The following is a 22,843-nucleotide window of genomic DNA, read 5'->3' as shown; positions in this document are numbered from 1 at the left end:
ACCGGCGGCCTGGTGCATCTGGGCGCCGCGCTGCTCGATCCGCTCGACGCGGGCATCGGGGACGCGGTCGAACGCCGCACCGCGCTGGGCGGCCCGATCGACGGCGCCGCGCTGCTCGCCGTCGACCGGAGCACGGCGCTCGAGGCGCTGGTGGTGCGAATCACGTGACACTCATTGACAGAATTGAAGTGACCACTGACACTTACTTTCATTCTGCTGGTCGTGTCACCGAGGAGCTGCGATGAACGCACTCAACGTCGCCGTCATCGTCGTCTACCTGGTCGTCGTCGCCTGGATCGGCCTTCGCCTGTCGGGCAAGCAGAAATCGAGCAACGACTACTTCGTCGGCGAAGGCAAGATGCCGTGGTGGACGGTGTGCTTCTCGGTGGTGGCCACCGAGACCAGCGTGCTCACCGTCATCTCGGTGCCCGGCGGCGCGTACACCGACCAGGCCTTCGGCAACGTCGAGCTGGCGATCGGGTACATCATCGGCCGCACGGTCGTGGCGACCGTGCTGATCCCGCTCTACAAGCGCGGCGGATTCGTCAGCGCCTACCAGTATCTCGAGCTGCGGTTCGGCCGCTACCTGCAGGGCGTCGCCTCGGTGACCTTCGTGTTCACCAGGCTGCTCGCCGAAGGGGTGCGGCTGTTCGCCTCGGCCATCCCGATCAAGTTGCTGCTCAGCGAGTTCGGGCTCGACCTCGGCTACGACGTCATCATCATCGCGCTGACGCTGCTGACCGTCGTCTACACCTACCTCGGCGGCATCAAGGCCGTGATCTGGACCGATGCCCTGCAGATGGGTCTGTACCTGTCCGGCGCGATCATCGCGATCGGCGTGCTCACCGGACACGTCGGCGCGTCGGGCTGGTCGGACGCGCTGCACAACGGCAAGTTCCGCATCTTCGACACCGACTTCGGCCTCGCGCACATCCTCACCAACACCTTCGCCCTGCCGACGGCGATCATCGGCGGCGCGATCTTCGCGATGGCCTCGCATGGCTCGGATCAGCTGATCGTGCAGCGCATCCTGTCGACGCGCTCGCTGCGCGACAGCCAGAAGGCAATGATCGGCTCCGGCATCTTCGTCGCCATCCAGTTCGCCGCGTTCTCGCTGGTCGGGGCGCTGCTGTGGTCGTACAACGGCGGCAAGACGCCCAAGGAGCTCGGCCTGGCCACCGCCGACAACATCTACCCCAACTTCATCCTGCACGGGCTGCCGGTGGTGATCTCGGGGCTGCTCGTCGCGGGCATCCTCGGCGCGGCCATGGGATCGCTGTCCTCGGCGCTGAACTCGATGGCGAACTCGACCGTCGCCGACATCATCCGCAGCTTCTCCCGCCGCGAGATCTCCGACGACGCGATGCTGAAGCTGGCGAGGTACATGACGCTCGTCTGGGCGGTGCTGATGGCGCTGTTCGCCATGGGCTTCAGCGCGACGACCGGCAATGTGTACCTCACCGCGCTCACCATCGCCGGATACACCTACGGCGCGCTGCTCGGCGCGTTCCTGCTCGGCCGACTCGTCAAGCGCGCCAACCAGTTCGACGCGGTGGTGGCGTTCGTGGTCACGGTGATCGTGATGACGTTCATCGTGCGGGTCGTCAAGATCGACGTGACCATCGCGGGGAAGGTGACCGAGAAGGGCATCGCCGCGCAGTGGCTGGTGCCGATCGGCGTGCTCGTCACGCTGGTCGTCGGCGGGGCCGCGAGCCTGTTCCATCCCGCGCCCGCGCCGACGCCGCCCGAGCCGGCCGAGGCGGTGGCCTAGTGCGCGTCATCGGCCTGATGTCCGGCACGTCCATCGACGCCATCGACGCCGTCGGCGCGGATATCCAGTTGCGGGACGGCACTATTCACGTCGAGGTGGCCGGACAGCTCAGCCGCGCCTACCCCGAGTCGCTGCGCGCCGAGCTCATCGCCGCGCTGCCACCCGGCCGGGTCGAGCTGGCGACGGTGTGCAGGCTCGACACCGCGATCGGGCAGGAGTTCGCGGCGGTCGCGGACGCGGCGGCGCGCGAGATCTTCGGCGGCACAGCCGATCTCGTCGCCTCGCACGGCCAGACCGTCTACCACTGGGTGTCCGGCGGAAAGGCTTACGGCACACTGCAACTCGGCCAGCCCGCGTGGATCGCGGAGCGGACCGGGCTGCCGGTGGTCAGCGACTTCCGCTCCCGCGACATCGCCGCGGGCGGTCAGGGCGCCCCGCTGGTCGCGCTGTTCGACCTGCTGTGGCTCGCCGGGCGACCCGGCCGCTCGGCCGCGCTCAATATCGGCGGCATCGCCAACGCCACCGTCACCGGCGCACACCCGGTCGCGTTCGACACCGGGCCGGGCAACGCGCTCATCGACGCGGCCGTCGAGTCGGCCACCGGCGGTGCCGAGCATTTCGACCGCGACGGCGAGCGCGCCGCGCGCGGCACGGTCGACGAACGCCTGCTGAAAACGCTGCTGACCGAGGGCTACTACCGCGCGAGTCCGCCCAAGACGACCGGCAAAGAGCTGTTCAACCGCGCGTATCTCGAGCGAGTGCTGCCGGACTACCCGCTGTCCACGGACGATATCGTCGCCACCATGACCGCCCTGACCTCGCACACCGTCGCCGACGCGCTGGCCCCGTTCGAACCGGACGAAGTCATCGTCTCCGGCGGCGGCACGCGCAATCCCGCGCTGCTGGGCATGCTCGGCGAGCGATTGGGTAAGGCGACCCTATGCACCTCCGACGAGTTGGGACTGCCCTCGTCCGCGAAGGAAGCCGCGGCCTTCGCCGTGCTCGGCTTCCTCACCGTGCACGGGCTCGCGGGTAGCCATGCGGAGTGCACCGGCGCGACCAGGGCCACGGTGCTCGGCTCGATCACGCCCGGCGCGGCCCGGCTCACGCTGCCGGAGGCCCCGGACGCGCCGCCGCGACGGCTCGAGGTGGTGAGCCGTGCCCGAGGGTGACGATGTACGCACTCGCCTACTCGGGGCGATCCCGCGGCTGACGCCGACCGGGCTGCGGGTCGCCCAGGTGATCCGCGACGACCCCGCCGCCGCCGCGCAGCTGACCGTGAGCGAGCTGGCCGAGCGCGCCTCGACCAGCACCTCCGCGGTCGTCCGGCTCTCGAAAGCCCTTGGCTACGAAGGCTATCCGCAGCTGCGGTTGGCGCTGGCGGCCACCAGCAAGGACGACGGCTCCCCGGTGTTCGCCACCGACATCGCCGGCGACGACTCGCTGTCGAAGGTCCTGCACAAGCTCACCGCCTTCGAGACCGAGGGCATGGTGGCCACCGCAGACCTGGCCGACCCGGCGACCATGGCCGCGGTCGTGGACGCGCTGGTGCACGCCCGGCGGGTGGAGCTGATCGGCATCGGCGCCTCCGGGCTGGTCGCGATGGACATGGCGCAGAAGCTGACCCGGATCGGGATGTGGTGCGGCGCTTGCACATCCGAGGACGACGCGCTCGTGCAGGCCAGCCTGCTCGAGGCGGGCGACGTGATCATCGCGTTCTCCCACTCGGGCGAGACCGCCGCCATCATCGACGCCGTGGACCGCGCGGTCGGCAGGCACACGACGACCGTCGCCGTCACGGCGGGCGCGCAGTCCCGGCTGGCCCGGGCGGCGGCGCACACGGTGCTGGTCGCCGGGCGCGAGGACGGCTTCCGCTCCGCCGCGATGGCGAGCCGGATGAGCCAGCTGCTCATCGTCGACGCGCTGTATATCGGTGTGCTGCAACGCACTCCGGCCGCGGCGATCGCGCTGCGCCGGACCTATGACGCGGTGGCGGATCGACGCATCCCCCGCGGCAACCGGAAGGCGCCGTGATCGCCCCTGCTTCGTTCGACGGCATTGCGTATGACCACAGGAGGCGAAGTGAATGACATCAGCACACTGACGACTGAAGAGGCGAATCCGCGGACCGCCGCACTCGACTCCATGTCGGTCGAGGAGTTGTTGCGCACCATGAACTCCGAGGACGCGGGCATCGCTTCGGCTGTGGCACAGGCGATTCCGGAGATCGTCCGGGCGGTCGAGCTGATCGTCGCCGCGCGCGGGCGCGGCGGCCGGTTGATCTACGCCGGCGCGGGGACCAGCGGCAGGCTCGGCGTGCTCGACGCGGTCGAGTGCCCGCCCACCTTCGGCACCGCGCCCGACGAGGTCATCGGCCTCATCGCGGGCGGCCCCGAGGCGTTCGCGCACGCGGTCGAGGGCGCGGAGGACGATCCGGCCCGCGCCGTCGACGACCTGACCGGCATCGACCTGACCGCCGACGACGTGGTCGTGGCGCTGGCGGCCAGCGGGCGCACCCCCTACGCCATCGGCGCCCTGCGCCACGGTCGATCCCTCGGCGCCGCGACAGTCGGCGTCTCCTGCAATCGCGACGCGGAGCTGACCCGCCACGCCGACGTCGGCATCGAAATCGACACGGGCCCCGAGGTTTTGACCGGCTCCACGCGGTTGAAGGCGGGCACGGCGCAGAAGATGGTGTGCAACATGCTCTCGACCGCGACCATGGTGCGGTCCGGCAAGGTCTACGGCAACCTCATGGTGGACGTGAAGCCGACCAACGCCAAGCTGGTCGACCGGGCCCGGCGCATCATCGCCGACGCCACCGGCGCCGACCCCGTCACCGCCGCCGCGCTGCTGGACGCCGCCGACGGCCACCCGAAGACCGCGATCGTCATGCAGCTGGCCGGGGTCGACGTGGCGACGGCGCGGCGGCTGCTCGCGGGTTCGGGCGGATTCGTCGGGGCCGCGGTGCACGGCGACGGGTAGTCAGTCCTTCGGCCAGTGCCGGTCGAGGAAGTCGGCGATGAGCGGCGCGATGTCGGGCAGCCTGTCCTCGAGGGCGAAGTGGCCGGTGTCGAAGACGTGCAGTTCGGCGTCGGGCACGTCGTACAGGTAGGCGTGCGCGCCGGTCTCCGGGAAGAAGGGGTCGTTGCGGCCCCAGAGGATCAGGGTCGGCGGCATGGTGGTGCGCAGCCACTCCTGCCAGCGCGGGTACTGCTCGACGTTGGAGTGGTAGTCGAAGGCCAGCGCGACCTGGGCTTCCTTGCGACCGGGCAGATCGAGGAAGTGCTGGTCGAGGGTCCAGCCGTCCGGCGCGAGGAGGTCGGTGTCGAAGACGCCGTGTTCGTACTGGCCGCGGGTGCCGGGCAGGGTGAGCAGGTCACGGATGGTGGCCTCGGCCCCGGGCTGGTCCGGGCGCAGCGCGACGAACTCGCGGGCGCCCTCGGACAGGCCCTCCTCGTAGGCGTTTCCGTTCTGGATCACCAGTCCGGCGACCCATTCGGGGCGGCGGGTCGCGATCCGGAAGCCGACGGGCGCGCCGAAATCGAAGGCGTAGAGGAAGAATCGGGTGAGCTCGAGGCGCTCGAGGAATCCCTCGATGATGTCGGCCAGCCGGTCGAAGGAGTAGGTGAACGACTCGGGCGCCTCGGTGTGGCCGAAGCCGGGGTAGTCCGGCGCGATGAGCCGGTAGCTACCGCCGAGCGCGTCGATCAACCGGCGGAACTGGTGCGAGCCCGAGGGAAACCCGTGCAGCAGCAACAGCACCGGCGCGTCCGCGGGTCCCGCCTGCCGGTAGAACACCCGAACCCCATCGACCTCGACGAACCTGTGCTCGACCCGAGGTAGGTCATTGACCGGCATCGCTGCCCCTTCTCCCGATAGCTCCATCTCCCGCGCCGGAGCGCCGGGACTGGTGAAACCATCGCGAGCTCATAGACATTCCCAGCGGGCCCGACAGCACCGGCCAAAGCTGCCGGCTCGAGCCGCTACCGCGACTTCCCGGCCTGCCGGGCACGGCCGCACAGGCGGCCACTGGCACTCGTGACTGTCCCTGTAGGGCAAGCGAATTCGCGGTCGCGCCGGTTCACGACTCGGCGGCTTTGTTCTCCCGACGCGCGCGTGCCCTGCGTTTACCCTCGTGCATCGCCTGGACGCGCGCGACGGGAATCGTGTGGCCCTCCGCGACGAGATCGGCGGGCAGATCCTGAGGCTCAGGCATCTCCTCGGCCCACGGGTCCCGATCGCCGAGCTGGGTGAGCGCGGTGCGGATCGTGAAATCGCGCGGGGCGACATTGTCGAGATCGGGCCAGGCGACCGGGAACGAGACGGTGGTGCCCGGCCGGATGCGCGGGCTGTAGGCGGCGACGACGGTCGCGCCGCCCGCGCGGGTGGAGTCGAGAAAGACCCGGCCGCCGCGGTCCTCCCTGATGAAGGCGGTGGTGGCGAGATCGGGGTCGAGGCGCTCGGCGCGGGCCGCGACCGCGCGGGTGGCCGCCGCGACGTCGTCGATGGCCTGGCCCGGCCGCAACGGCACGAAGACGTGCACGCCTTTGGCGCCACTGGTTTTCACCGCGCCGGCGAGTCCGTCGTTCGCGAGCGCCTCGCGAATCAGCTTCGCGGCGAGCACCGCCTGCCGGAACGGCTGATCCGGCGGCGGGTCGAGGTCGAGGATCAAATGGGTTGGGCCCCTACTGTGCTCGGCGAGCAGCAGCGTCGGGTGGTACTCGACCGCCCGCTGATTGCCGAACCACAGCAGGGTGCGGACGTCGTTGCCCAGCGCGTAGGTCACCTCGCGGTGCGAGGACTCGGCCCACAGAGTCACCCGCGGCAGCCACTCCGGGGTGTATTTGGGCAGGTTCTTCTGCATGAACGGTTCCTGGCCGGGGCGGACCCGCAGCACCGACAGCGGGCGGTCCCGCAGCTGCCGCACGAGCCGCTCGCCGACGCCCTCGAGGTAGTCGACCAGATCGCGCTTGGTCGCCTCGGCGCCGTCGAACAGCGGCTTGTCGAGGTTGGTCAGCGTTACCCCGTCGCGGACCTCTTCACTGCCCATCGGCTCACCTTGCCCGCCGCGGGCGGCGCGGTCAACCCGGCCTTTTCACCGGCGGCGGCGTCGCATGCCGCACCGGCGGCAGTGCCGCGAGCGCATCGACGACGGTGCGGTCGGTGCCGTTCGGATTGCGGCCGAGCTGCGGCCAGCCCGCGCCGACGGGTCCGCACAGCTGGGCCCAGACCGCCCGGGTCCGATCGAGCAGTTCGCGCTGTTCGTCGTCGCTGAGAGCCCAGAAGAACTCCTCCTCGGGAAACCCGGCGGCGCCCAGCCACCCCATCGGGTCGATCTTGGCGTCGGGGTCGTACCCGTACGGCATGACGCTGAGGTGCAGATGCGGACCGGTCGAGCCGCCGTTGTTGCCGACGTAGGCGATCAGCTGCCCCGCCTCGACGCGGTCGCCGACCGAGAGCCCGGTCGCGTGCGCGTCCCACATGTGGCCGTATTCGCTCACCCCGCCGCCGTCCGCGCTGGGATGGTCGATCACGATCCACTCGCCGTACCCCGAGGCGGCGCCGAGGTACAGCACGGTGCCGCCCGCGCAGGCGTAGATCGGGGTGCCGTCGGGCGCGGGAAAGTCCTGTCCGGCGTGGAATCCGCCCTCGCGCGGGCCGAACGGTGAGCCGATCGTCAGTGCTTCGCGGGCTATGGGCCAGTATCGGTTCATGGTGCCCTCCTCTCCGCTGTGTATATCGGAGAGCGCCCCACCCGACGTGCCGGTTCGGTCCGCTCAGTGGGCCGGGCATCGTCGGTATGGTTGCGGCACCACCTTCGCCGCCGACGAGATGAATCGAGGTCGTTGTGGACTCGGAACCACCCGCCGCGGGGATCGACGTGTCGAAGCCGCATCCGGCGCGCCGGTACGACTACTGGTTGGGCGGCAAGAACAACTTCCCCGCCGACCGCGCGTCGGCCGACGTGGTGGCCGAGGCGTTTCCCACCATCCGCCTGGCCGCGCTGGAGAATCGCAGCTTTCTGCGCCGCGCGGTGGACTACCTGGCCGAGGCGGGCGTCCGGCAGTTCCTCGATATCGGCACGGGCCTGCCCACCGCGGGCAACGTGCACGAGATCGCGCAGAGCATCGCCCCCGAGTCGCGCGTCGTCTACGTGGACAACGACCCGATCGTGCTGCTGCACGCCCGCGAGCTGCTCGACAGCTCACCCGAGGGCGCGACCGCCTACCTCGACGCCGACGTCCGCGACCCGGCCGACATCCTTCGCAAACTCGACGAGTCCCGGATGCTCGACCTCGACCGGCCGGTGGCGCTGATGCTCGTGGCCATCATGCATTTCATCACCGACGACGCAAGCCCGTACGAGCTTGTGCGCACGCTGTGCGACGCGTTGCCGTCGGGCAGCTACCTGGTGATGTCCCACGCCACCAGCGACCACATGTCCGCCGAGGAGCTCGCCGACACGAACGCCGCCAACCAGCGCAGCGGCGTTCCGTTCCGGCTCCGCACGACCGAGGAGTTCGCCCGCTTCTTCACCGGTCTCGACCTCGTCTCGCCCGGCGTCGGCTCGGTGATGGCGTGGCGGCCCGGCGAGTGGCGGCCGCACCCCAGGCCGGAGGCGGTCGCCATGCTCGGCGCGGTGGCCCGGATCCCCTGAGCGATGTCGCCTCGGCACCGGAAGCCGCACGGCGACAATCACTTCGACCCCAGCGAAAGCTCGGGTCACCAACCGGATTCGAGGAAGCCGCCGCTGGACCGTTCTCGCTCGCGGCGCTCCGCCTCCAAGCGGGCGGAGTTGGCCTCGGTGAAGATGCGTGCGGAACTCACCTGGGGATCTTCGGCGAGTTCCCGCATCGCCTCGTCCACCTGGGGCTGTAGGTCGCGCACCGCGGCGTCGTAGGCGGCGATGATGCGCTCGGCGTTCGGCACGTTGAGCGACACCAGCCGGTTCTCCGCGTCCACCTCGACGCTGACCCCGTCGACCTTGCCGACCCCTCGGATCTGCGCCAACTGGTACTGGGCGCGCTGTACCTTCATGCCCAACTCGTCGTGCGTGGGATCGTGCACGCAAACCTCACTCGATCGGAACTACTCGCGCGGTCAGCCGCCGGCCGACGCCTGGAAGACCAGCAGCGGCCGGTCGGGGTGCAGGTATCCGCGCGCCGTGCCGTTCCACTCCGCCGACCCGCCCAGCGCGGCGTCGAACTCCGGCCCGGTGACGTAGGCGCCGCTCGGAACCGCTTGGCGCAGGCCCTCTTTGAGAACCGGCGCGGCGACGGACTCGGTGGGCGCGTAACGGCTGCGCAGCCGCGCCGCGGTGTCGGGCTCGAGCTCGACCACCGCGTCGACCCAGTAGATGGTCGGGCCGGGCGCGCCGGCGGAGTTGTCCCAGGCGATCCACGAGACGGACGCGGGGTGCCCGATGAGCGGAAAATACTTGATCAATGTCTCGGGGTCGGAGCGGACGGCGTCGGACACCTGACCGGTCCTTTCCTTCGGGGTGGACTCGCCGGTCGGCGAGGTGCAGCCGAGCGCGGCCAGCACCGCCGTCGCGATGACGGCGGGGGCCAGACGCCCTGCCAGCACAGTCATTTGGGCCGTTCTGCGCCGGTGTCGCGGTCATTGTCGGGTGCCCGCTTGCCGTCGCCGGAGTTGCGGTTGTCGGTGCGATCCTCGCGCCCCGGATTGCGTTGTGGCTCGGAGCCGCCGTCGACCGTCGCGGTGGACGGCGGGTGACCCACCTCCCACGACAGGGTCCTGGTGATCCTGCCGTGCGTTTCGAACGGCTTCGCCCAGCCGATCTCGGTGAACCGGCCGTTCTCGGAGTCCTTGGCGCCGGTGCCGAGGTCGGACTTGCCATTGTCGAAGTCGTAGTAGTCCTGGGCTTCCACCGTGATGTCCATGGTCACGCGGTTGCCCTCGACCCGCACGGTCGAATGACTGAACTGCTGATAACCGCCGATTGCCTTCTGCCAGTTCTCGGTCACCGGGTAGTGGATACCGTAATCACGGGCGGCCTGTTTCGACCCGACGGCGACTGGTTGGCCGGTCAGCTGGAACCTGTCGCGTCCGGTGCGCACGAACTGGTCGGCGGCGACAGCCGAGCGGCTGATCTCCCAGTCCACCGCGTACTTGACCGACTTGTCCTCGTTGTAGGCCTCGTCGTAGTCGAATTTCTTCGGCTTGCCGTTGTTGTCCCAATAATGGCGGTACAACGCGGTGGCGTCGTCGAGATTCTTGAAATACTCGCCCCCGTGCAGTTTCGCCATCCACTTCTGTTTGTTCAGCCAGTCGTCGAAATTACCGCTCTTGGTGTTGTAGATGAATGTGTCGTCGTGGAGGATGGCCGGCCACGGTAACGGTTCGATCTGGTAGCGGCCGTCGGTCGAGTGCAGCGGTTTCAGCAGGGAGAGCTGGGGCATGGCCGCCGCGGGCGACTTCGTCAGCATCTCCAGCCTTTCCACGCCCTTGTTGATCGCTTCGGCCGCCTCCTCCTCCACCTCCCCGAAGACCTTCAGCAGGTCTTTGATCCTTTCCTGGAAACCGCTGGCCTCGCTGTTCAGTTTCCCTTGCATGATCGTTGCGAGCGGCGGGTTACCCGGATACTTGGGCGGGGTGACGGCCCCGTCGTCGGCGATCTTCATACCCGCGGCGGCCGCCTCGTTGTCGACTATCGCCAGCAGCGAGCTCTTGGTGAGATCCAGTTGCAGGCCATACGATGCGAAGTACTGCCCGACGCGGACCGCGACCTCATCGATGAAGGTCCCCGTCAGTTTCTCGCTGACCGCGCGTAGCGATGCCGCCGCGGCACCCTCGCCTTTCCAACCCTTCGCCACCGTATCGACGTCGCGCCCCATGCCGTCCACCTCGCGCACGAAATCGGCACTGCGATCGGCTAATTGGGAGCCGTAGGTCACCATGGTCGTCGGAATACACGCGCGGACGTGGCTGATCGTCGTCACTCCGGCACCCGGGCATGCCGCGGCGGGTCCAGTGTGCGGACCTGCTCGACGAAGGCCTGTTCGACGTCGCTATACGCCCTCACCCCGGAGTTGGTCACCGCGGCCATCTGTTCGATATTGCTCTTCAGCGCGCCGAACGCGGCGAGCGCGGCCGGGCCGACGGCGGCCATGGCCTGCTGAATCGGCGAGTCCGGCATGGTGGTCCGCGCGTCGATCTCGAGGCCGGCGATGGCCGTCGCGCGTCCGGTGAGGGCCTTGCCGAGCCCGCGCAGCGCGTCGAGATCGGCCTGCAATATTTCGGCCATGAGCTCCCCTGTGAATAAGCGGGGAAACGAACCCCCGCGTCCGACGAACCGTAACACACCGGAATCCCTTGGGCGGTAACAATTTACGGATTTCAGGCTGAGGATTTCCTCCGGTTGCGCGGTCGGGCGCGAGCCGTCAGCGCGCCTGATCGCCGCGGCGATCGATGACGCCGGTACCGTCCTCTCATGACCCCGCCACCGTCCGGACAGCAGTTCTCGATCGGCCTCGGCGACCAGCGGGCGGTGATCGTCGAAGTGGGCGGGGGGATCCGGGAGTTCCGGGTCGCCGGGCGGGACGTGCTCGAGCCCTATGATGTCGCGGCGATGGCCGACGGCGGCCGCGGCACCGCCCTCATCCCGTGGCCGAATCGGTTGGCGGACGGCGCGTATCGCTTCGACGGCGTCGACCATCAGCTTCCGCTCACCGAGCCCGCCAAGCGCACCGCGATACACGGGCTGCTGCGCTGGCGGCCGTGGCGGGCGACCGACGCGCACGAGAACGAGATCACCATGCGGACGACCCTGCATCCGCGCAAGGGCTACCCGTTCCATCTCGACGTCGCCATCTGCTACGCGCTGTCCGACGACGGTCTCACCGTCACCACCACCGCGACCAACCTCGGCGATACCGCGGCGCCGTACGGCTGCGGCCAGCACCCGTACCTGTCGCCGGGCTGCGGCCGAATCGACGACGCCGTCCTGCATTTCGACGCGGCGACCCGGATCGTCACCGACCCCGACCGCGGGCTGCCGGTCGGCACCGAGCCGGTGCGGGGCACGCCGTACGACTTCACGACGCCGAAACCGGTGGGCGCGTTGGTGTTCGACGACCCGTTCACCGATCTGGCCCGCGACGCCGACGGACTCGCCCGGGTTCGGCTGCGCGGCGACGACGGAGCGGTCGCCGAGCTCTGGATGGACGACTCCTACCCGGTGGTGCAGCTGTTCTCGGCCGACACGCTCGCCCCGTCGCGGCGGCGCACCGGCCTGGCCGTGGAACCGATGACGTGTCCGCCCAACGCTTTTCGGACCGGCGACGGGCTCATCCGGCTCGCCCCCGGCGCGACCGTGCGCACCACGTGGGGCGCGCGCCTGGTGCGAACGTAAACGGTCGACCCCAGCGCCCCCGCCGGCACGAGCAGCTCGTCCACGTCCGCGTCGAGCCCCTCGGCCGCCAGCCTGGCGATCGGCATCGGCCGGCCCGGCACGCTACACCGCGGGCGCGCGTGCAGGGCCTGCCTGAGCTGGCGCGCCGATTCCGTTGGCGTGCTCGGCTCTTCCGCGTCGGCGGCCTGAATGTGGGCCAGGTACGGGCTGATTCGGACCAACCCGCCGTCGGCGTGCCGCGCGGCGCGCTTGGTCGCCGGCCCCGCCGTCCAACAGGCGACCACCGCCACGATCGAACGCAGCCGCGGGTCGCGCGGTTTGCCTACCGCCGGCGAGAGCAGCCAGGCCAGGGCGAGAACGCCCACACTGTTATCGTCGACAGCGCCTGCGGGGCACCGGCGCCGCGCCGACGAGGATGGTCTGGTGAAGTACGTTCCCCGCGTTGCCCTGTTCCTGGCGATACCCGCGATCCTGTTCATCGTTCCATGGTTGACGCTGGTGGGCGCGCCGACCGACGGAACAGGCCCGCTGTTCTGGCTGGGCACCGCGGTGTTCCTGCTCGCGTTCGCCTGCCTGTCCGCGGCGATGTTCCTCGGCCACGGCCCGGCCCAGTCCGATGTCGCCGCGATCGTCGGCGACACCCTGCTCGGCGTGGCCTGGGTGGTGTTCAGCTGGTCGGTGATCGGCAACATCGCCGGGCTGGGGCTGGCCGTCGCGGGCGTGCACGATCCGGCTCGCTCCCGCGTGGTCGCGGCGGGCGTGCTCGCGGCGTCGATCGCGCTGGTGGTCTGGGGAATCATCGAGGCGCGGCGGGTGCCCCGGGTGCGCACGACGGAGGTGCCGATCCCCGGCCTGGGTCGCGGTCTCGACGGACTGCGCCTGGTGGTCGTCACCGATACGCACTTCGCCGCGCTGGATCGACTGGGCTGGTCGGAGCGGGTGGTCGACGTCGTCAACGCGCAGCGCCCCGATATCGCCTGTCACGCGGGCGATCTCGCGGACGGCTCGGTCGCGAAGCGGCACCCGCAGGTCGACCCGCTCGGCAAGGTGGAGGCCGCGCTCGGCCGGTTCTACATCACCGGCAACCACGAGTACTTCGGCGACGCGCAGGGCTGGATCGACCACATGGCCTCGATCGGCTGGACGCCCCTGCACAACGCGCATCGAACGGTGACCCGCGGCGGTGACCGGCTGGTGATCGCGGGCATCGACGACCCGACCGGCGTCGGACTGCCCGGCCACGGACCCGACCTGCCCACCGCGCTCGAGGGCGCCGACCCGAGCCTGCCCGTGGTGCTGCTGGCCCATCAGCCCAAGCAGATCGCCGCCGCCGCGGCCGCGGGGGTGGCACTGCAGATTTCGGGCCACACCCACGGCGGCCAGATCTGGCCGTTCCACTACCTGGTGCGCCTCGATCAGCCGGTCGTCGCGGGTCTGAGCCGCCACGGCGAGCGCACTCAGCTCTACACCAGCCGGGGCACCGGCTTCTGGGGTCCCCAGCTGCGCGTCTTCGCGCCGAGCGAAATCACGGTCCTGGTACTGCGTTCCGTTTAGCCTCCCGGCCCCCTGACCCGATGCCGCGGAAACCGAGTCAAGATCGGTTCCGCGGTCCTAAACTCCCACCACCACCGCCCTCTCTCGGCAGGTCTCGCGGAGTCGGGTTGCGGGGCATCGCGTTTCAGGAGGCAATTATGGGTAGGTGGCTGCACACCCTCACCGCTGCCGGTGTTCTGGTGCTGACCGTCGGGGCGTGCGGTAGCCCGCCGTCCGACGAGGGCAAGAACGGCGAGGCGGGCGCGAAGGACTTCAAGGCCTGCATGGTGTCGGACTCGGGCCGGTTCGACGACAAGTCGTTCAACCAGACCTCCTTCAAGGGCGTCACCGACGCCGTCTCGGCCCTCGGCATCTCGAAGGCGCAGCTGGAGTCGAAGTCCGACAACGACTATCCGACCAACATCAACACGATGGTCCGGCAGAAGTGCGACATCATCGTGACGATCGGCTTCAAGCAGGGCGACGCAACCTACGCCGCCGCGAAGGCCAACCCGAACATCAACTTCGCGATCGTGGACTACGCCTACACCGATACGCAGAAGAACCCGCCGCTGCCGAATCTGCAGGGCCTCACCTTCAACTCCGCCCAGCCCTCGTTCCTGGCGGGCTATCTGGCCGCGGCCCAGACCAAGACCGGCAAGGTCGGCACCTTCGGCGGGATCAACATCCCCACCGTCGCCATCTTCATGGACGGCTTCGCCGAGGGCATCGCCCACTACAACAAGACCAAGAACAAGCAGGTCCAGCTGCTCGGCTGGGACGAGGCCACCCAGCAGGGCGTGATCACCAACGACTTCCAGGACAAGAACATCGGCAAGACCAAGGCCAACGACCTGATCAGCCAGGGCGCCGACATCATCCTGCCGGTGGCGGGGCCGGCCGGCCTCGGCGCGCTCGAGGCCGCGCACTCTTCCGGCGGCAAAGTTAACGCGATCTGGGTCGACACCGATGGCTGCGTGAGCGCCGCCGAGTACTGCTCCTCCCTGCTGACCAGCGTGGAGAAGGCGATGGACGTCGCGGTGACCAAGACGATCACCGACGCCTACCACAAGCAGTTCAGCAATCAGGCCTACGTCGGCACGCTGGCGAACAAGGGCGTCGGCCTCGCGCCGTACCACGAGTTCGACGCGGCCGTCCCCGCCGAGCTGAAGAGCGAGATCACCGCGCTGGCCGCCGACATCGCGAGCGGAAAGATCACCCTCACGTCGAAGGCCCAGCCGGCGGCCAAGTGAGCCGCGGCCGTCATCCGGGAGCGATATGCGGCTCGAATTACGCGGTCTGACAAAACGATTCGGCGACCTGCTGGCCAACGACCACATCGACCTCGTCGTAGAACCCGGCGAGATCCACTGCCTGCTCGGCGAGAACGGCGCGGGCAAGAGCACGCTGATGAACATGCTCTACGGGCTGTTGCAGCCCGACGACGGCGAGATCCTGCTCGACGACAGGCCGGTGACGTGCCTGTCCCCCAGCGACGCGATCGCCGCCGGAATCGGCATGGTGCACCAGCATTTCATGCTGGTCCCGGTGTTCACCGTGGCGGAGAACATCATCCTGGGCCGGGAGCCGACCAAGGGCTTCGCCGTGCTGGACCGCGCCGCCGCGCGCACGCGGGTGCGCGAATTGTCGCAGCGCTACGGGTTTCCGGTGGACCCCGACGCGCTGGTGGCCGACCTCTCGGTGGGCGAGCAGCAGCGGGTGGAGATCCTCAAGGCGCTGGCCAACAACGTCGAGGTGCTGATCCTGGACGAGCCGACGGCCGTGCTCACGCCGCAGGAGATCGATGAGCTGATCGGCGTGCTGCGCGCCATCGCCGCGAACGGCACCTCGATCATCTTCATCACGCACAAGCTCAAGGAGGTCACCCGCATCGCCGATCGGATCACCGTCATCCGCCGCGGCGCGGTGGTCGGCACCGTCGAACCCACCACGGCCGAGGCCGAACTCGCGGAGCTGATGGTGGGCCGGTCGGTCGAGCTGGTGGTCGCCAAGACGCCCGCCGAACCGACCGGCCCGACCCTGGTCGTGAAGGATCTGACCGTGGTCGACTCGGCCGGGTCGGTGGTGGTCGACGAGGTGTCGTTCCGGGTCGACGGCGGCGAGATCGTCGGCATCGCGGGCGTCGTCGGCAATGGGCAGTCCGAGCTGGTCGGCGCGCTGCTCGGGCTGCGGAAACCGGTGGCGGGCACGATCACCGTCGGCGGGTGGGAGGTGGTCGGCCGGTCGCCGCGCCAGCACCTGAACGCCGGCATCGGCTATGTGCCCGAGGACCGTTCGCACGACGGCTGCATCGGCACGTTCAGCGTCGCGGAGAACCTGGTGCTGGATCTGATCGACCGCCCGGAGTTCTCCCGGCACGGCGTGCTGTCGCAGTCGGCGGTGAAACGCAATGCCGCCCGGCGGATCGAGGAGTTCGACATCCGGACCCGCTCGATCACCGATCCGGTGCGCACGCTCTCCGGCGGCAATCAGCAGAAGGTCGTGCTCGCGCGGGAGCTCTCGCGCCCGCTGGAGGTGCTGATCGCCGGGCAGCCGACCCGCGGGCTCGACGTCGGGTCGATCGAGTTCGTGCACAAACGCATTGTCCGGGAACGGGATCAGGGCACCGCAGTGCTGATCGTCTCGACCGAGCTGGACGAGATCTACGCGCTCTCGGATCGGATCATCGTCATGTATCGCGGCCGTATCGTCGGCGTCGTCGGCCCGGATACCCCGCGCGATCAGCTCGGCCTGATGATGGCGGGCGCGCTACCGGAGGGGCGACCGTGACCGGGGCCGCGTGGAAGGGCGGGGTGCGCGCCGCGCTCGACCGGCCCTGGGTGCGGGAGCTGATCGTCAGCGCGCTGGCGGTGCTGCTCGCGCTCGTCGTGGGCGCGTTGCTGATCATCGTCAGCGACCCGCACGTGACGGGCGCGTTCGGCTACTTCTTCGCGCGGCCGATGGACACGGTCTCGGCGGCGGCCACCGCGGTCACCGACACCTATAAGGCCCTGTTCCTCGGCGCGTTCGGCGGGAAGCATCAGATCGCCGAAACCTTGGTCGCGGCAACACCTTTGATCTGCACGGGCCTGGCGGTGACGCTCGCGTTCCGCACCGGCCTGTTCAATATCGGCGCGCAGGGTCAGCTCATCGCGGGCGCGCTGTTCGCGGGCTGGGTCGGCTTCGCGGTGCATCTTCCGCCGGTGCTGCACGTGGTGGTCGCGCTGCTGGCCGGTATCGCGGGCGGCGCGCTGTGGGGCGGGATCGTCGGGTTGTTGAAGGCGAGAACCGGTGCGCACGAGGTCATCTCGACCATCATGGGCAACTATGTCGCGCTCTACGCGCTCACCTGGCTGCTCACCACCTCGACGCTGCAGCGCCCCGGCCGCAACGAGCCGATCAGCCCGGTGGTCGACGAGACCGCGCAGCTGCCGCGGTTCGGCGACACCCGGCTGCATCTCGGGCTGCTGGTCGCGCTCGGCGCGGCCGCGTTCGTGTGGTGGCTGCTGTCGCGCTCGACGCTGGGCTTCCAGCTGCGCGCCGTCGGCGCCAACCCCGACGCGGCCCGCACCGCCGGGATGAATGTGGGCCGGGCGTACGTGCTGGCCATGCTCCTCGCGGGCGGCCTCGCCGGGCTCGCGGCCGCGCAGCAGGTGCTCGGCACCGACCTGCCGCTGACCAACGGCATCGCCGGCTCGTTCGGCTTCGACGGCATCACCGTGGCGCTGCTCGGCCGGGGCAGCCCCCTCGGCACGGTGTACGCGGCGCTGCTGTTCGGCGCGCTGAACGCGGGCGGCAACGAGATGCAGGCGGCCACCGGAACGCCGCTCACCCTGGTGACCGTGCTGCAGGCGGTGATCGTCGTGCTGGTCGCGGCGCCCGCGCTGGTGCGCGCCGTCTTCCGGATCCGGGCCGACCGCGCGGACGCGGTCCTCGCGAAGGGGTGGAACTGAATGGCGACGACCACGGCCGCCGCCCGCGCGCTGGAGTCGCCGGAGAAGCACCGGCAGCGCCTGCGCCTCGGCCTCCTGCTGCTCGTCCTGGCGATCACCGCGGTCGGGCTCGCGGTGTACACCCGCTCCGGCACCGTCGACTTCCGTTTGGCCGCACCGGATGCCGCGGGTCCGTCCGACCTGAACGTGCCGGCCAAGCCGACCGCGCTGGTGCTGTCGGTGCTCGCCCTCGCCATCGCGGTCGCGCACCTGTGGCGCGGCCTGACCGGCCGGTGGGCGGCCGCGCTGTTCACCGTGTTCGGCGTCGCGTTCGTGGTGACGTTCGTGTGCTGGGCGGCGTCGGGCAAGATCTTCCCGCTCACCAACCAGATTCAAGGCACCCTGGCCTTGTCGACGCCGCTCATCCTCGGCGCCCTGGCCGGTGTGCTGTGCGAACGCGCGGGCGTCATCAATATCGCCATCGAGGGTCAGCTGCTGGCGGGCGCGTTCGCTGCGGCGATCCTCGCGACGGTCAGCGGCAGCTTCCTGGTCGGGGCGGTGGCCGCGGTGGTCGCGGGGGTGTTCGTGGCCTGGCTGCTCGCGGTGTTCTCCATTCGCTACCTGGTGAATCAGATCGTGCTCGGCGTGGTGCTCGTAGTGTTCGCGACCGGCATCACCGGCTTCCTGTTCGATCAGCTCACCGGGCTGACCGACGGCCCGGCCCGCTTCAACAACCCGGGAACCCTGCAGCCGCTGGCGATTCCGGTGCTGTCGTCCATTCCGATCATCGGGCCGACCGTCTTCGATCAGACCGCGCTGGTGTACGCGATGGTCATCGCGGTCGCCGTCCTCGGGTTCGTGCTGTACCGGACGCGCTGGGGGCTGCGGGTCCGCTCGGTCGGCGAGCATCCGCGCGCCGCCGCCACGGTGGGGATCAAGGTGCTGCGGGTCCGGTATCAGGCGGTGCTCCTCGCGGGCGCGGTGGCCGGGCTGGGCGGGGCCTACTTCACGATCGGGTCGACGGGCGGTTTCACCAAGGAGATGACGGCGGGCAACGGGTTCATCGCGCTGGCCGCGGTGATCATGGGCCGCTGGCATCCACTCGGCGCGACCTGTGCCGCACTGTTTTTCGGCTTCACCAAGGCTTTGCAGGGTCAGCTCCAGGTGCTGGCGACGCCCATCCCGACCGAGGTGCTGCAGATGACGCCCTACCTGCTGACGGTCATCGCCGTCGCGGGCGCGGTCGGGCAGGTGCGGCCGCCGAAGGCCGACGGCGAACCGTACGTCCCCGGCTGATCACCCGCCGAACAGCAGGTACAGGCCGGTGAAGGTGTAGCCGACCATGGTCAGCATGAGCGCGAGCTGTCCGGTGGCGCGGTGCCGGGGCGGCAGCACGCGCAGGCACTTGTCGTGCGCGGCCGTCACGCCGAGGACGTGACCGGTGAGCACGGCGAGCACCTTCGTGGTGGCGAGCACCGCCGGATGCTCGGACAGCACATAGCGCACCTGAAAGTGCGCCAATCCTCCGATATCCCAACCTCTCTGGAAGGGGTCCGCGAACAGCACCAGCGTCGACTGCCCCTTCTCCACCAGGAACGTCAGGTAGTGCGCGACGATATAGCCGGCGATGATCGGCGTGATGCTGTGTGCGAGCAGCCCCGGCAGCGCGGCGCGTTCGGCGCGGGTGAGACCGCCGGTGGCGCGCGCGGCGACGGTGAACACGACGCCGACGATCGAGACGACGGCGAGCAGACCCGCGCTGCGCACGAGCGTGGTGCCGAAAACCGTTCCGCCGCCCCAGGAATCGACCAGGTTCCGCCAGCCGGGCAGCGCGGAGAGGCTGTCGAACGCGGTGGAACCGAGCAGGGTCGCCGCGAGCGCCACCGAGCCCGGCAGCACCGGGGTCCCCGCCAGATTGCGCAGCGGAGCGCGGAGCACCAGCTCACCCGAGGGGCGGCGACCGAGGGCACTGAGCCGCGCCAGCAGACCGCTGTACACCTCGAACGGGTCGGCGCGCTCGGCCCATACCGTGCCGAACAGCGCCAGACCCGTCAGCGTCACCACGGCGTAGCCGAGCAGCCACCAGCCCACGGCCGCGACGGAACCCGGATCCGGCGAGGCGAGTTCGAGCCATACGAACGCGAACAAGCCGAGCACCGCAGGCCGGCATCCCCAGGACGAGGGGTAGTCGAACACTCCGTGCTCCGGATCACGGCGCACAACGAAACACCCGAACCGGTGCAGCGCCCGCATCGGCGAGACGATCTTCCACACCGGACCGACCAGCAGCGACGCGAGCATCACCCCGACCCACAGGTAGATATAGAACACGCCGGGAACCGGATTGCGTTGCGGGGACGCCGAACCGAACGCCAGTATCAGCCCGACCACGATCGCCGCGGCGACGCCGAGCGCCGCCAACACGATCCGCAGCGCCGCAGCGTCGAGCAGCCGGCGAATCGGCGCGGGCAGCAACCGGCCCGGCGCGTCCGGGTCCAAGCGCGGCCGCCGCCACGCCACGAGCAGGATCGCGAACGAGAAGGTCAATGCCCAGGCCGCGCCGACCAGCGCGTAGGTCAGCGGAATCGGCAGGTCGGCCGAGCCGTTGAGCCCGTGGGCGAGCGACGGGGTCACTGCCGGATCAGCAGCGTGGTCACCGTCTTACCGGCGTGATGGAGCTCGACGTCGACCCGTCCCGGCACGGTGACGGTGAACTGGAACCTCTGCCCGGCTTTGGGTTCCACCGCGAAGGTCTGACTCGGCTCCGAGTGCACGTGCAGTTCGTCGGCCGCGTCGCTGTCGACCTCGAGGACGATCGGCTGGAATACCCTCGCCTCGGTCCGCGTGTTGGTCGGCGTCACGGAGCCGCCCGCGATCCGGACCGAAATCGTCACCTCGGCGGGCAGATCGACCGAGACGCTCGCCGAGGTTCGCGCGGCCGGGTCGTCGGCCGAGGTGCCGCACCCGCTCACCACCGCGGCCGCGGCGACGAGCACGGCTGCCGTGCGAATCATCATCTCTCCTCCCGTTTTATCGAGTCCGCAGCGTCGGGCGCCGCCTGCTCCCCCTCGCGCCGCTCGGCCCGCCGATCACGCATGGCGATGGCGACGATGACGCCGACCACCGCCAGCGCGGGCACGAAGGCCGGAATCGCCAGCAGCATGGAGTGACTGGCCAGCACGTCGACCTGCTGCGCGTGACTCATCGGCGGACCGCCTGCGCCATCCGCTCCGCGCGCACGTCGGCGCGGTAGGCCAGATTGATTCTGGCCGCGCCCCACGACAGCGCCGCGATTATCACCAGCGAACAGACCAGCACGACCAACGACGCGACGGTGAACAACCACGACGGATAGTCCGACGAACGTTCCCGCTGGAGCACGGTGATCTCGGCGACGAACGGCCGGGTGAACTCGGCGAGCGCGGGCACCTCCTCGGCCTCGATGCCGGGGTCGTTCGGCAGGTAGACCGGCAACGCGGTCAGCATGCGGCCGTCCTGCAGCCGCAGCACCGTCTTCCAATTGCCCGAGACCGGAACGGGTTTCGTGCTGACGTAATGACCGGGCCCGACCTGACGCAGCTGATCGACCACCAGTCCCCGGCCCGGACTCGCCGAGCCGTCCCCACCCTGCCAGGCGAGGATCTGGACCCACTCCGGGTCGTCGCGGACGAGATCGGCCGGGGAGAGCGTGATATCGGCGGTCACCATCCGGGCGCCGTGCGCAGGCTCGGCGTCCTGTAGCCGCACCGCTGCGGAGGCGTTCTCGGGGACGTCGATGCGCAGACCGTTCGCGGTGGCCGCGGCGGCGATCAGCACCGCCGCGACGACCAGGCCCCGTCGCAGGGGTCGCCGCGGCAGGGGTTCACCCCGCAGCACCATGCCGAGCAGCGCGCCGAGCGCGCCGCCTGCCACGCCGACCGGCACCGTCATGGCGAGCAGCTCGGGCCACATGCCGCTCGGCCAGTGATCGACGAACATGCCGCGCACCCACAGCGATTCGAGCCAGATGCCCGCGGTCGCCGCGGCCAGGCCGGTTAGCGCGCCCCACCACAGCGGCTTGTCGATCAGCGGCAGCAGCGCCATCAGCTCCACCACCACCGCGACGCCGAGATACAGCGGGAACACATTGCGCGGCTCGCCGATCATCGGGCCGATCAGCACGGCCAGCACGCCGCGGATCAGGAACGCGAAGACGACGGCGACCAGCGCGCTCCCCCGCCCGAGCGTGTAGCGCCCCGCGATCAGGGCCACCGTGCTCGCGACGGTGATCAGCATCGGGTGGAAGACCAGGCGGAACTGCTGCACGCCGAAGTCGAACTCGACCTGGAACACCGACAACCCGATCAACAGGCCGCCGAACGCGAACGATCGGAAGATCCACAGGAACCGGCCGTCGGGGCGATCCGGGTCGGGGCGGTCGAGCCTGCCCTCGAACTCCAGCAGCAGCACCGCGACCAGCGAGATCCCCGCGCCGCCGATCAACATGAGATGCGTTGGGCCCCAAAGGGTGACGTCCTGACCGAAGAGCCGGTGCCAGATGTCGTCGAGCGGAAACCCGACGAGGGCGTACAACCCCACCGCCGCCATGAGCACCCCGCCCACCGGCGCGTACCAGGTGCGGGTGATGCGGATGGCCGCCGGGCCGGGCTTCTCGTCCAGCGGCAGGATGACGGCCAGCATGCCCGCGATGAAGAGGAAGAACAGGCCCACCAGGATGAAGTAGTGCGCCGGATTGGCCAGCGGCCCCGGGTCGCGGCCCTTGCCGATGTGCAGGCTCACATCCCAGATGAAGCCGAACATCGCCGTCAGGATGGTGGTGATGAACAGCGCGATCGGCAGGGCGACCCACCCCGGCCGATTCCCCCACTGCCCGAGGCGATCCGCCGTGTCCTTCAGCCAGGTGATCCGGCGGGTGCGATGGAGGTAGGCCAGCCAGAACAGGCCGGCCGCGATCACCGCCGCGGCGACGGTCAGTCCGATGACCTGGTCCAGCGCGGCCCCGCCGCCCTCCGAACCCTTTGCCAGCACCGAATCCCTTGCCAACGCCGCGAACTCAGGCCTCATCGCAAACAACTCTCTGTTACTCGAAGTCTCCTCAACTTCGAATGCCCATGGAACCCGCAGGTATGCAAGCGATCACAGGTCAACCGCCAAATCTGGGACCGATCACAATGGGGCGGCCGTGCGAGTGGGGTCTGATCCCAATCGGGTCACCGGGAACGTGGTCCG

Annotated in this window: 22 protein-coding genes; 11 read left to right on the top strand and 11 right to left on the bottom strand. The window is 69.7% G+C overall.

The features are described 5' to 3' along the window. The first annotated feature begins 241 nt into the window (after positions 1-241). Genes ON39_RS41345 through murQ form a run of 4 tightly spaced genes read left to right on the top strand, consistent with a single transcriptional unit; the run spans position 242 to position 4,756 of the window. On the top strand, positions 242-1,771 hold the full coding sequence (locus tag ON39_RS41345) for a sodium:solute symporter (protein ID WP_040742408.1): 1,530 nt from the start codon (positions 242-244) through the stop codon (positions 1,769-1,771). Further along, positions 1,771-2,943: an anhydro-N-acetylmuramic acid kinase gene (locus ON39_RS41340; protein WP_040742407.1), complete on the top strand. Its 1,173-nt coding sequence runs from the start codon at positions 1,771-1,773 to the stop codon at positions 2,941-2,943. Before ON39_RS41345 ends, ON39_RS41340 begins: the two co-directional genes overlap by 1 nt. Continuing rightward, a complete protein-coding gene (locus ON39_RS41335) occupies positions 2,930-3,805 on the top strand; it encodes a MurR/RpiR family transcriptional regulator (RefSeq protein WP_040742404.1) in 876 nt (291 codons plus the stop codon). The genes ON39_RS41340 and ON39_RS41335 overlap by 14 nt, the downstream gene beginning before the upstream one ends. Positions 3,806-3,835: 30 nt before the next feature. Continuing rightward, a complete protein-coding gene (gene murQ, locus ON39_RS41330) occupies positions 3,836-4,756 on the top strand; it encodes an N-acetylmuramic acid 6-phosphate etherase (RefSeq protein WP_040742402.1) in 921 nt (306 codons plus the stop codon). Here the strand turns inward: murQ and ON39_RS41325 are convergent, their stop codons facing one another. The 3 genes from ON39_RS41325 to ON39_RS41315 all read right to left on the bottom strand — a co-directional run bounded on the left by ON39_RS41325 (position 4,757) and on the right by ON39_RS41315 (position 7,488). After that, positions 4,757-5,632 carry an alpha/beta fold hydrolase gene (locus tag ON39_RS41325; RefSeq protein ID WP_040742401.1) on the bottom strand — a complete coding sequence of 292 codons (876 nt, stop codon included), beginning with the start codon at positions 5,630-5,632 and terminating at the stop codon, positions 4,757-4,759. 223 nt (positions 5,633-5,855) lie between these two features. After that, the gene (locus ON39_RS41320) at positions 5,856-6,824 is read right to left on the bottom strand and encodes a DNA polymerase domain-containing protein (RefSeq protein WP_040742400.1); all 969 of its coding nucleotides are present in this window, start codon (positions 6,822-6,824) and stop codon (positions 5,856-5,858) included. A 31-nt stretch (positions 6,825-6,855) separates the two neighbouring features. Beyond that, complete coding sequence (locus ON39_RS41315) at positions 6,856-7,488, bottom strand: M23 family metallopeptidase (protein WP_040742399.1); 633 nt, start codon at positions 7,486-7,488, stop codon at positions 6,856-6,858. A 134-nt stretch (positions 7,489-7,622) separates the two neighbouring features. Between ON39_RS41315 and ON39_RS41310 the strand changes: the two genes are divergently transcribed. After that, on the top strand, positions 7,623-8,432 hold the full coding sequence (locus ON39_RS41310; protein WP_040742398.1) for an SAM-dependent methyltransferase: 810 nt from the start codon (positions 7,623-7,625) through the stop codon (positions 8,430-8,432). A 65-nt stretch (positions 8,433-8,497) separates the two neighbouring features. Here ON39_RS41310 and ON39_RS41305 read toward each other — a convergent pair whose 3' ends face one another. The 4 genes from ON39_RS41305 to ON39_RS41290 are packed head-to-tail and all read right to left on the bottom strand — an operon-like array spanning position 8,498 to position 11,042. Beyond that, entirely contained in the window at positions 8,498-8,842 is a 345-nt protein-coding gene (locus tag ON39_RS41305; RefSeq protein WP_051187768.1) for a YbaB/EbfC family nucleoid-associated protein, read from the bottom strand. A 33-nt stretch (positions 8,843-8,875) separates the two neighbouring features. Further along, positions 8,876-9,367 (bottom strand): hypothetical protein, encoded by a 492-nt coding sequence (locus ON39_RS46545; protein ID WP_110293454.1) that lies wholly within the window; start codon positions 9,365-9,367, stop codon positions 8,876-8,878. Continuing rightward, positions 9,364-10,737: a hypothetical protein gene (locus ON39_RS41295; protein ID WP_051187766.1), complete on the bottom strand. Its 1,374-nt coding sequence runs from the start codon at positions 10,735-10,737 to the stop codon at positions 9,364-9,366. The genes ON39_RS46545 and ON39_RS41295 overlap by 4 nt, the downstream gene beginning before the upstream one ends. After that, on the bottom strand, positions 10,734-11,042 hold the full coding sequence (locus ON39_RS41290; protein ID WP_040742396.1) for a hypothetical protein: 309 nt from the start codon (positions 11,040-11,042) through the stop codon (positions 10,734-10,736). Before ON39_RS41290 ends, ON39_RS41295 begins: the two co-directional genes overlap by 4 nt. Positions 11,043-11,228: 186 nt before the next feature. Between ON39_RS41290 and ON39_RS41285 the strand changes: the two genes are divergently transcribed. From ON39_RS41285 to ON39_RS41260, 6 genes are all read left to right on the top strand, one after another. Further along, a complete protein-coding gene (locus ON39_RS41285) occupies positions 11,229-12,149 on the top strand; it encodes an aldose 1-epimerase family protein (protein ID WP_040742395.1) in 921 nt (306 codons plus the stop codon). A 423-nt stretch (positions 12,150-12,572) separates the two neighbouring features. Beyond that, positions 12,573-13,703 (top strand): metallophosphoesterase, encoded by a 1,131-nt coding sequence (locus tag ON39_RS41280; protein WP_085998354.1) that lies wholly within the window; start codon positions 12,573-12,575, stop codon positions 13,701-13,703. 137 nt (positions 13,704-13,840) lie between these two features. Further along, positions 13,841-14,935, top strand: a complete 1,095-nt coding sequence (locus ON39_RS41275; RefSeq protein WP_040742394.1) for a BMP family lipoprotein — start codon at positions 13,841-13,843, stop codon at positions 14,933-14,935. Between the two features lie 25 nt (positions 14,936-14,960). Then, the gene (locus tag ON39_RS41270; protein WP_040742392.1) at positions 14,961-16,472 is read left to right on the top strand and encodes an ABC transporter ATP-binding protein; all 1,512 of its coding nucleotides are present in this window, start codon (positions 14,961-14,963) and stop codon (positions 16,470-16,472) included. Then, positions 16,469-17,635 carry an ABC transporter permease gene (locus ON39_RS41265; protein WP_040742390.1) on the top strand — a complete coding sequence of 389 codons (1,167 nt, stop codon included), beginning with the start codon at positions 16,469-16,471 and terminating at the stop codon, positions 17,633-17,635. The genes ON39_RS41270 and ON39_RS41265 overlap by 4 nt, the downstream gene beginning before the upstream one ends. Then, positions 17,636-18,910: an ABC transporter permease gene (locus ON39_RS41260; protein ID WP_040742389.1), complete on the top strand. Its 1,275-nt coding sequence runs from the start codon at positions 17,636-17,638 to the stop codon at positions 18,908-18,910. Here ON39_RS41260 and ON39_RS41255 read toward each other — a convergent pair whose 3' ends face one another. Genes ON39_RS41255 through ON39_RS41240 form a run of 4 tightly spaced genes read right to left on the bottom strand, consistent with a single transcriptional unit; the run spans position 18,911 to position 22,678 of the window. Further along, the gene (locus ON39_RS41255) at positions 18,911-20,248 is read right to left on the bottom strand and encodes a hypothetical protein (protein ID WP_040742388.1); all 1,338 of its coding nucleotides are present in this window, start codon (positions 20,246-20,248) and stop codon (positions 18,911-18,913) included. Further along, a complete protein-coding gene (locus ON39_RS41250) occupies positions 20,245-20,628 on the bottom strand; it encodes a hypothetical protein (protein ID WP_040742420.1) in 384 nt (127 codons plus the stop codon). Before ON39_RS41250 ends, ON39_RS41255 begins: the two co-directional genes overlap by 4 nt. Beyond that, positions 20,628-20,819, bottom strand: coding sequence for a hypothetical protein (locus tag ON39_RS41245; protein WP_040742387.1), 192 nt, complete (start codon positions 20,817-20,819; stop codon positions 20,628-20,630). Before ON39_RS41245 ends, ON39_RS41250 begins: the two co-directional genes overlap by 1 nt. Next, a complete protein-coding gene (locus tag ON39_RS41240; protein WP_040742386.1) occupies positions 20,816-22,678 on the bottom strand; it encodes a hypothetical protein in 1,863 nt (620 codons plus the stop codon). Before ON39_RS41240 ends, ON39_RS41245 begins: the two co-directional genes overlap by 4 nt. Between the last annotated feature and the right edge of the window lie 165 nt (positions 22,679-22,843).

The organism is Nocardia tenerifensis NBRC 101015 (genome assembly GCF_000308715.1).
GTDB classification, from domain to species: domain Bacteria; phylum Actinomycetota; class Actinomycetes; order Mycobacteriales; family Mycobacteriaceae; genus Nocardia; species Nocardia tenerifensis.
This window is presented reverse-complemented; position numbering and strand designations above follow the sequence as displayed.